This window comes from Streptomyces yangpuensis (genome assembly GCF_001005295.1).
GTDB lineage: Bacteria > Actinomycetota > Actinomycetes > Streptomycetales > Streptomycetaceae > Streptomyces > Streptomyces yangpuensis.
This window is the reverse complement of record NZ_LBMK01000001.1, coordinates 365,498-375,225: the sequence shown is the minus strand read 5'-3', so window position 1 is coordinate 375,225 and position 9,728 is coordinate 365,498. Positions and strand designations below refer to the sequence as shown.

Annotated in this window: 6 protein-coding genes and 1 pseudogene; all 7 read right to left on the bottom strand. The window is 70.9% G+C overall.

Annotation, left to right across the window (positions count from 1 at the left end):
- Positions 1–465, bottom strand: a pseudogene (locus AAT21_RS38530) (ribonuclease E/G); the annotation flags it as partial.
- Between the two features lie 235 nt (positions 466–700).
- Complete coding sequence (locus tag AAT21_RS01640; protein ID WP_046775514.1) at positions 701–1,480, bottom strand: TIGR03936 family radical SAM-associated protein; 780 nt, start codon at positions 1,478–1,480, stop codon at positions 701–703.
- Between the two features lie 110 nt (positions 1,481–1,590).
- The gene (locus AAT21_RS01635; RefSeq protein WP_046774913.1) at positions 1,591–2,676 is read right to left on the bottom strand and encodes a hypothetical protein; all 1,086 of its coding nucleotides are present in this window, start codon (positions 2,674–2,676) and stop codon (positions 1,591–1,593) included.
- Positions 2,677–2,760: 84 nt separating this feature from the next.
- Complete coding sequence (locus AAT21_RS01630; protein WP_200904319.1) at positions 2,761–4,686, bottom strand: TIGR03960 family B12-binding radical SAM protein; 1,926 nt, start codon at positions 4,684–4,686, stop codon at positions 2,761–2,763.
- A 76-nt stretch (positions 4,687–4,762) separates the two neighbouring features.
- Positions 4,763–6,280, bottom strand: coding sequence for a CYTH and CHAD domain-containing protein (locus AAT21_RS01625; protein WP_046774911.1), 1,518 nt, complete (start codon positions 6,278–6,280; stop codon positions 4,763–4,765).
- A gap of 49 nt (positions 6,281–6,329) precedes the next feature.
- Positions 6,330–7,529, bottom strand: coding sequence for a rod shape-determining protein RodA (gene rodA, locus AAT21_RS01620; protein WP_046774910.1), 1,200 nt, complete (start codon positions 7,527–7,529; stop codon positions 6,330–6,332).
- Between the two features lie 15 nt (positions 7,530–7,544).
- A complete protein-coding gene (mrdA, locus tag AAT21_RS01615) occupies positions 7,545–9,716 on the bottom strand; it encodes a penicillin-binding protein 2 (protein WP_046774909.1) in 2,172 nt (723 codons plus the stop codon).
- Positions 9,717–9,728 lie beyond the last annotated feature (12 nt).

Here is a 9,728-nt window from a genome sequence, read left to right as displayed (position 1 = left end):
GGCCACCGGAGCCGCAGCAGCCTCCACGGCGGCCGGAGCCTCGGCAACCGGAACCCCGGCGACCTCAGCGACCGGAGCCGTCGCAGCACGGGTCGCACGACGACGTGCACGCGGCGCCGGAGCAGCCGCAGCCTCCTCGGCCACCGGAGCCGCAGCGGCCTCCACGGCCGGAGTCACGGCGGCGGGCTCGACGACGGCGGCCTCCGCGGCCTGGGTCTTCGGGGCGGCCACGGCGCGGGTCGCGCGGCGGCGGGGACGGGCGGGGGCGGCGGCCGGAGCGGCCTCCTCGACAGGGGCGGGCTCCGCCACCGGCGTCGGCTCGGCGGAAGCAGCGGCAGCGGTGGCGCCACCGGGCGGACCGGCCGGCCGGGAAGCGGCGCGGCGACGCCTGCGCGGGGGCAGGTTGTCGCTGGGGCTGCCGCTGTCGGCGCCGGCGGGGGTGGTGTCGTTCTCGTTGTTGAGCATTGCGGGCGGTTCTCCCGTCACGCCCCCGGGCGCCGCGGCTGACTTCCGGTCCGGCACGGCTCCGCGCGGAACGCGGAGCCGGCCTCCGGGGCGCGTTCGCCACACGGGAGCTGTAGTCCATGGCCGCCGGTTCCGTACGTGTTTGTTCGTACGGCCTGGCGGAAGTCTTCAGGTCTGTACGCGGCCCGACCCAGGTGGCTCCCGAGTGCCAGGGCTGCGCGACGACGACGATTCCCTACGCGGCGGGACCTTCCGGCGCCTTCGCGTCGGCGGTCACGGCGGCCGTGGGTGGGGCGGCCGTGTCTGCCTCGCGGTCGGGCGCGAGCGGGTCGGTCACCGTGCCGGACTCCTCGTCGAAGAGCCCCTGCGCCAGCCTGGTCACCGCAGAGGGGACCGGCGGCGCCAGGTCGGCCACAGCTCGGAGACCGGACAGGACGTCGTCGGGTCGCACGGCAGGTGTCAGATGCCGAACAACCAGCCGCAGTATCGCACAAGCATTGTCCAGCGGCCTATCAGCCGGCGCGGGAAGCGCTTCGAGGCTGACGACCGCGCCGCGGGTGTCGAAGGTGCGGATGCCGTTCTTGGTCTTGCGCTGCACCTCGACGGTCTCGGCGGCGAGGAAGACCGCCACGGCCCGCTCGGCCTCGGCGAGCTCCACGCCGTCCAGGCGCAGCTCCCACACGGAGGCGGTCAGCCGGTCGGCCAGGCCCGGGGTGCGGGCCTCGACGGCGTCGATGATGTCGAGTCCGACCGGCATCGACTCGTCGAGCAGCTCGCGGAGCTTCTCGGGATCGCGCGGCGCGGCGAGGCCGATCTCCAGGTATTCGGCCTCGCTGCCGGTCCCGGTCGGGGCGGCGTTCGCGTAGCTGACGCGCGGGTGCGGGGTGAAGCCCGCCGAGTACGCCATGGGCACCTCGGCGCGGCGCAGGGCCCGCTCGAAGGCGCGCTGGAAGTCTCGGTGGCTGGTGAACCGGAGGCGGCCGCGCTTGGTGTAGCGCAGTCGGATGCGCTGCACCACCGGTGCGGGAGGCGGGCCTTCGGGCTGTCGCTTGCCCAGTGGTTCTTCTCCTTGTGCGGGGCTCTGCGGCTCGCGCATCGCCCTGAGGTCTGTCGACCCGCTCCGGCTCACCCCTGCCGTCGGGGCAGGGAGATCTCGTCAGCGGGTGCCGCGTCGGCGGCTGTCGTACTACCCAGAGTACGCGCCCGTGACCTCGCCGGTTCCCCGGGAGGAGTACCGAAGAGCGCACGGCGTACGGTGGCGCGTGCCTCGCGGACCGCGGCGCGGCCGGTCCGCCAGACCTCGCGCACGGCGTGTCCGACGGGGGTGAGCACGTGCCGGTACACCCGGGAGGCGGGCAGGCCGACCAGCACCCAGCCGACCAGCTTGAGCCCGCGCCACAGGGCGGCGACGATCCGCCCGGCCACGTGCCAGGCCCAGAGCAGGACCTGCCCGGCCGGGGTGAGCACGTACCGGTACAGACCGGCGGCCAGCCAGGCGATCCCCAGCCCGACGGGCTTCAGCAGATACCGGTACAGGGCGACGACGAGCCATGCGAGGCCCAGCCCGACGGGCCGCAGCAGATACCGGAACACCGCGACCGCGAGCCATACGAGGCCGTGCCCGACGGGGGTGAGCACGTACCGGTACACCTCCGCGGCCAGCCAGGCGATCCCGTGGCCGACGGGCGTGAGCACGTACCGCCACAGCGCGACCCACGGCCAGACGAACAGCGTCATGCCGAGGGCCCAGACGATCCGGGTGACGCCCTTGGCGAGGGGCGCGAGCAGGTAGCGCATACCGCCCCGGCCGAGCCAGGCGAGCCCCGCCCCGAGGGGACTCAGCAGGTAGGCGGTCAGGAACCGGCCGGCCGGCGCCAGCACCTGCCCGTACAGCCCGCGCGCCAGCCAGGCCAGTCCCTGCCCCACAGGGGCGAGCACGTACCGCCACAGGCCGGCCCACGGCCAGACGAAGACGAGCTTGAACAGGGTGGTCAGCAGCCATCCCAGCGCACGGAGCAGCGGCTCGACGACATGGACGTACAGCGGCCCGAGCACGTGCCGGTGCACGGCCCGGCCCGCGGCGACCAGCAGTTCCCACACCACTCGTACGGGCAGTACGACGAGTACGGCGACGATCTTCACGGGGATCCTGATGACGCCCACCAGGCACCCGTCGCCGCCGTCGGCGGGAGGCCGTTGGTCCATGTCCATGCCGTGAAGGACACGACGGAGGCCCCCACCCGTTGCGGGCGGGGGCCTCTCGTGACCCAAGGGTTACGTGACCCGGCCGGCCGGTTACTTCACGACCGACAGCGGCAGCAGCTTCTTGCCGGTCGGGCCGATCTGGATCTCGGTCTGCATCTGAGGACACACCCCGCAGTCGAAGCACGGGGTCCAGCGGCAGTCGTCGACCTCGGTCTCGTCGAGGGCGTCCTGCCAGTCCTCCCAGAGCCAGTCCTTGTCCAGACCGGAGTCCAGGTGGTCCCAGGGCAGGACCTCCTCGTAGGTGCGCTCGCGCGTGGTGTACCAGGCCACGTCCACGCCGTAGGCGGGCAGCGTCTTCTCCGCGGCCTGCATCCAGCGGTCGTAGCTGAAGTGCTCGCGCCAGCCGTCGAAGCGGCCGCCGTCCTCGTAGACGGCGCGGATCACGTCGCCGATGCGGCGGTCACCGCGGGAGAGGAGGCCCTCGACGATGCCGGGCTTGCCGTCGTGGTAGCGGAAGCCGATGGAGCGGCCGTACTTCTTGTCGCCGCGGATCTTGTCGCGGAGCTTGCCCAGGCGGGCGTCCGTCTCCTCGGCCGACAGCTGCGGCGCCCACTGGAACGGGGTGTGCGGCTTGGGCACGAAGCCGCCGATCGACACCGTGCAGCGGATGTCGTTCTGGCCGGAGACCTCGCGGCCCTTGGCGATGACGTTGACGGCCATGTCGCCGATCTGGAGGACGTCCTCGTCGGTCTCGGTGGGCAGGCCGCACATGAAGTACAGCTTCACCTGGCGCCAGCCGTTGCCGTAGGCAGTGGCGACGGTCCGGATCAGGTCCTCCTCCGAGACCATCTTGTTGATGACCTTGCGCATGCGCTCGGAGCCGCCCTCGGGAGCGAAGGTCAGGCCGGAGCGGCGGCCGTTGCGGGTCAGCTCGTTGGCCAGGTCCACGTTGAAGGCGTCCACACGGGTCGACGGGAGGGACAGGCCCACCTTGTCGTCCGAGTAGCGGTCCGCGAGGCCCTTGGCGATGTCGGCGATCTCGGTGTGGTCCGCGGAGGACAGCGAGAGCAGGCCGACCTCCTCGAAACCGGTCGCCTTGAGACCCTTCTCCACCATTTCGCCGATGCCGGTGATGCTTCGCTCCCGCACGGGGCGCGTGATCATGCCGGCCTGGCAGAAACGGCAGCCGCGGGTGCAGCCGCGGAAGATCTCCACGGACATGCGCTCGTGGACGGTCTCGGCGAGCGGGACCAGGGGCTGCTTGGGGTACGGCCACTCGTCGAGGTCCATGACGGTGTGCTTGGACACGCGCCACGGCACGCCGGAGCGGTTGGGGACGACGCGGCCGATGCGGCCGTCCGGCAGGTACTCGACGTCGTAGAAGCCCGGCACGTAGACGTTGCCGGTCTTGGCGAGACGCAGGAGGACCTCTTCGCGCCCGCCCGGCCTGCCCTCGGCCTTCCAGGTCCGGATGATCTCGGTCATGTCGAGGACGGCCTGCTCGCCGTCGCCGATGACCGCGCAGTCGATGAACTCCGCGATCGGCTCCGGGTTGAAGGCCGCGTGGCCGCCCGCGAGGACGATCGGGTGGTCCACCGTGCGGTTCCTGGCCTCCAGCGGGATGCCCGCCAGGTCCAGGGCCGTGAGCATGTTGGTGTAGCCCAGCTCCGTGGAGAAGGACAGGCCGAACACGTCGAAGGCGGAGACGGGGCGGTGGCTGTCCACGGTGAACTGGGGCACGTTGTGCTCGCGCATCAGCTCTTCGAGGTCCGGCCACACGCTGTAGGTGCGCTCGGCGAGGACGCCCTCGCGCTCGTTGAGCACCTCGTACAGGATCATGACGCCCTGGTTGGGCAGCCCGACTTCGTATGCGTCCGGGTACATGAGCGCCCAGCGGACGTCGCAGCTCTCCCACGGCTTCACCGTGGAGTTGAGTTCACCGCCGACGTACTGGATGGGCTTCTGCACGTGCGGAAGCAGGGCCTCAAGCTGAGGGAAGACCGACTCGGTCATCACGCGACTTTCGTGAAGCGGGCAGGGGGCAGCTATCTAGCGTACCCCGACGGCTCGGCCGCCCCCACCCGCATGATCACTACAGGGCCGTCCGCAGGGCCGGGGCCGACGCCTTCGCCCAGATGTCCGGAAGCTCCCGTTCGCGCCGCTCGGCCAGTGCCTCCTCGCGGCCGTAGAGCACACCCCAGGTGAAGGCCGGCTCCCCCACGTCGGCGGCCTGGGCCGCGAGGCCGCGCAGGGCGTCGCGGGCCACCACGCTGTCCTGGTGGTCACCGAGCAGGGTCTGGACCTTCTTCACGGCCTTGGCCAGGTGTTTCGCCGGCTTGCCGAGTTCGGGCTCGGCCGACTCCGCCGCGTACCGGACGCGCTTGGCCGCCTTGCGGGCCTCGTGCAGGGCCAGGTCCCGTTCCTTGCCCTCGTCGAGGGCGAGGGCGCTGTCGATGCGGGTGGCGAGGCGCGCGTAGTCGCGGAGCACGGCCTTGGCCAGGACCTTCTTCGGGGACTTCGCGGCGCCGTCCAGCAGCGGGGGCTCGTCCAGCAGGGCGTCGAGGCTGTTCAGCAGGGTGACGTAGCGGTCGCTGTCGAGTGCGGCCAGCGCCCTGCGGCGCGATCCGGTGCGCCGGGCGGTGTTCCACGTCCGCAGCCGGGTGCGGACCGGGCCGGTCACCAGGGTGCGCGGCAGTCCGGCGAGGTGGGCCTGGAGGCGCTCCATCAGGACCTCCTGGTCGCGGTCGACGCCGAGTTCGGCGGCCAGCCAGCGCAGCTCCTCGCCGATCGGGTCGGTGACCTCGCGGTCCAGGACCTTGCGGTACGTCTTGAAGGCGCTGCGCAGCCGGCGGGTGGCGACCCGCATCTGGTGGACGGAGTCCGGCAGGTTGCGGCGTACGGCGGGGTCCTGGGCGACGAGGGCGTCGCGCTGCTCGGTCAGGTATGCGACGACGTGCGCGCCGGCGGTGCCCTCGGGTCCGCCGCCGGAGGGCCGGGCCGGGGGCTCGGCGTCGGTCTCGGCGAGGGCGCGGGCGAGTTTCGAGGGGGCGCCGGAGACCTTGAGCCCGGCCTTGCGGAAGGTCTTCTCGACGGCGTCGAGCAGGTCGGGGCCGACGCCCTCGGCGAGTTCCACCTCGACCTCGGTCCAGCCGGCGGTGGTGTCGCCGCGCTCGGCCAGGACCTCGTCGGTGCTCAGTTCGGCGAGGAGCGCTCCGTCGGCGTCCAGCAGGTGGCTGACGCGGCGCGAGGAGACCAGCCTGACCTGCGGCGCGAGTGCGGCGTCACGGACGCGGGAGCGGACGAGGGCGGCGAGGGCGGGCGGGACGGTGTCGCTGAGTTCAGCCCCGACCTCGTCGCGCACTCCCGGGGAGACGGGCAGTTTGAGGTGCCAGCCCTCGTCGGCGCCGCCCGTTCTGCGCCGGAGGGTGAGACCGTCGGCGGCGAGCCGCTGGTCGGGGGTGTCGTAGTAGACGGCGTCGAGGTCGACGGTGCCCTGGTCGGTGACGGCCGCGATCGCGGCCGTCCCCGTCAGGTCCGGCACCCCGCGCCGGGCAGATTTGGCCTTGGAGAACTCGAATTTCCGCTCGATCTCGCGCTTTGTGTCCGCCATGTACCGAACTTAGTCCTGAACGGAACACCTCTGCAGGATGAACGGGACTTCAGGCTGACAATGGCCGCTGGACCTTGATCGACTGGAGGAGTCCTACCGCTATCCACACGGCGAACATCGACGAGCCTCCGTAGGACACGAACGGCAGCGGCAGTCCGGCCACGGGCATGATGCCGAGGGTCATCCCGATGTTCTCGAAGGACTGGAAGGCGAACCAGGCGATGATGCCGGCGCACACGATGGTCCCGTAGAGCTCGGTGGTCTCGCGGGCGATCACGCAGGCCCGCCAGAGGATGACACCCAGCAGGACGAGGATCAGTCCGGCGCCGACGAAGCCGAGCTCCTCGCCGGCCACGGTGAAGACGAAGTCGGTCTGCTGCTCGGGCACGAACTGGCCGGTGGTCTGCGAGCCCTTGAAGAGCCCGGAGCCGGTCAGGCCGCCGGAGCCGATCGCGATACGCGCCTGATTGGTGTTGTAGCCGACGCCGGCGGGGTCGAGCTCGGGGTTGGCGAAGGCCGCGAAGCGGTTGATCTGGTACTCGTCGAGGACGCCGAGCTGCCATATCAGGACGGCTCCGCCCACGCCGGAGGCGAGCAGGCCGATGACCCAGCGGTTGGAGGCCCCGGAGGCGAGCAGTACGCCGAGCACGATGACGACCATGACCATGACGGAGCCGAGGTCGGGCATCAGCATGACGATGCCCATCGGGGCTGCGGCCAGGCAGAGCGACTTGACGACCGTGCGGTGGTCGGGATGGGCGAGGTCGCCCGCGTCCACGCGGGTGGCGAGCAGCATCGCCATGACCAGGATGATCGTGATCTTCACGAACTCGGACGGCTGGAGCGAGAATCCGCCGCCGATGACGATCCACGCGTGGGCGCCGTTGATGGTGGCGCCGAGCGGGGTGAGCACGGCGAGGATGAGCACGAGCGAGAGCCCGTACAGCACCGGCACGGCTCCGCGCAGGGTGCGGTGGCCGAGCCAGATGGTGCCGATCATGAGCACCAGGCCGATGCCGGTGTTCAGGGCGTGCCGGGCGAGGAAGTAGTAGGGGTCGCCCTGGTTCAGGGTGGTCCTGTTGCGGGTCGCCGACCACACGAGCAGGGCGCCGAGGAAGGACAGGGCGAGCGAGGAGAGCAGGATCGGCCAGTCGAGCCGGCGCAGCACCGAGTCGCGGGCGGTGAGCCTGGCCATCGGGCCGCGCTCGGGCGCATACCGGGAGACGGAGAACTTGTTGGCGGTTGGCATGTCGGTATGGGGTCCTCAGTCGTGCCGTGTCGGGGGAGGCCCGGCGAGCGCCGGCGGTTCCAGTTCCTCCGGGGACGGCGGTACGTACGGCCGGATCTCGGGGGAATCGATGGAGCCGTCGGGGTTGATCCTGGGCAGTTTCGTCTCCGGGGCCGGCAGCAGGGCCCTCTTCAGGTCCTGCTTCCCGTCCATGGTCAGACCGTAGATGGCGTTGTAGAGGTTGCGCACGGCGGGGCCGGAGGCGCCGGAGCCGGTGCCGCCCTGGGAGATCGTCATGACGATCGTGAAGTCCTTGGTGTAGGTCGCGAGCCACGAGGTGGTCTGCTTGCCGTAGACCTGGGCGGTACCGGTCTTCGCGTGCATCGGGATCTTGTCCTGGGGCCAGCCGCCGAAGCGCCACGCGGCGGTGCCGCCGGGCTCGACGACCGTCCGCAGGCCCTTGTCGAGGTCCGCGATGGTCTGGGCGCTGATCGGCAGCCTGCCGTGGGACTGGGGCGCGACCATCTCGACGTGCTTGCCGTCGGGGCTGATCACGGCCTTGCCGACGGTGGGGTTGTAGAGGGTGCCGCCGTTGCTGATGGCGGAGTAGGCGGTGGCCATCTGGATGGGGGTGACCAGGACGTCGCCCTGGCCGATGGCGAAGTTGATGCTGTCGTAGGCCTTCAGCTGGTTGCCTTCGAGGCAGCTCTCGTAGGCGATCTGCTCGACGTAGGTGCCGCCCCGCTTGCCCTGTTTGCACCAGGAGTTCTTGTTGGCCGCCCAGAAGCTCTGCTTCCACTGGCGGTCGGGGATGCGGCCCTTGACCTCGTTCGGCAGGTCGATCCCGGTCTCGGAGCCGAGCCCGAACTCCCGGGCGGTCCGGTAGAACCAGTCGTGGGCGTCCTTCTTGGGGCTGAGGCCGCCGTCGCGCTGCCACTCCTTGTGCCCGAGGGCGTAGAAGACGGTGTTGCAGGAGAACTTGAGGGCCTCGCCGAGGGTGATGGGGCCGTGCCCCTTGGACTCGAAGTTCGCGAAGCTGCGGCCGCCGAGGCTGTAGGAGCTGCTGCAGTTGTACTTGTCGTTGAACTTGTATCCGGCGCGGACGGCGGCGCTCGCGGAGACCACCTTGAAGATGGAGCCGGCGGGGGCCATGCCCTGGATGCCGCGGTTGAGCAGCGGGTAGTTGGAGCTCTTGCTGGTGAGCTTGGCGTAGTCCGCGCCGGAGATGCCGCCGACCCAGGTGTTGGGGTCGTAGTCGGGCTGGGAGGCCATCGCGACGATGCGGCCGGTCCGGGCCTCCATGACGACGACGGCGCCCGAGTCGGCCTCGTACTTGCGGCCGGTGATGTTGTCGGTCTCGTTGCGGACGACCTTCATCGCCTGCTGGAGCTCGAACTCCGCGACGGCCTGGACCCGGGCGTCGATGCTGGTGACGAGGGTGGACCCGGCGACGCCCGGGTCGGACTTGGTCTGCCCCATGACCCGGCCGAGGTTGTCGACCTCGTACGAGGTGACCTGCGCCTTGCCGCGCAGCTGCCGGTCGTAGGTGCGCTCGATCCCGGAGCGGCCGACCTGGTCGGAGCGCAGGTGCGGGGAGTCGGTGTCCTTGGCCTTCTGGATCTCGTCGTCGGTGACGGGCGAGAGGTAGCCGAGCACCTGCGCGGTGCGGGCTCCGCCGGGGGCCGGGTAGCGGCGGACGGCGGTGGGCTCGGCGGTGATGCCCGGGTACTCCTCGGGGCGTTCGCGCAGTTGCAGCGCCTGCTGGGTGGTGGCTTCGAGGGTGACCGGGATCGGCTGGTAGGGGGAGCCGTTCCAGCAGGGCTTGGGCGTCTGGGAGTCGCAGAGCCGGACCTTGTCCATGACCTCCTTGGGGGTCATGTCCAGGACGCCGGCGAGGCGGGTCATGACGCCCTTGCCCTTGTCCTTCATCTTCATCAGCGCGGTGCGGCTGGCGGAGACGACGAGGCGGGTCTCGTTGTCGGCGAGGGGTACGCCGCGGGCGTCGAGGATCGAGCCGCGCACGGCGGGCTGGACGACCCGCTGGACGTGGTTGCTCTTGGCCTCGTGGTAGTACTCGGCGCCGTTGCGGATCTGGAGGAACCAGAGCCGGCCGCCGAGGGTGATGAGCATCGAGAAGACGAGAACCTGCATGATGACGAGCCTGATCTGCACCCGGGAGGTGCGGCCGGTCTCCGGGACGTTGGTCACGTCTGCTCCTCC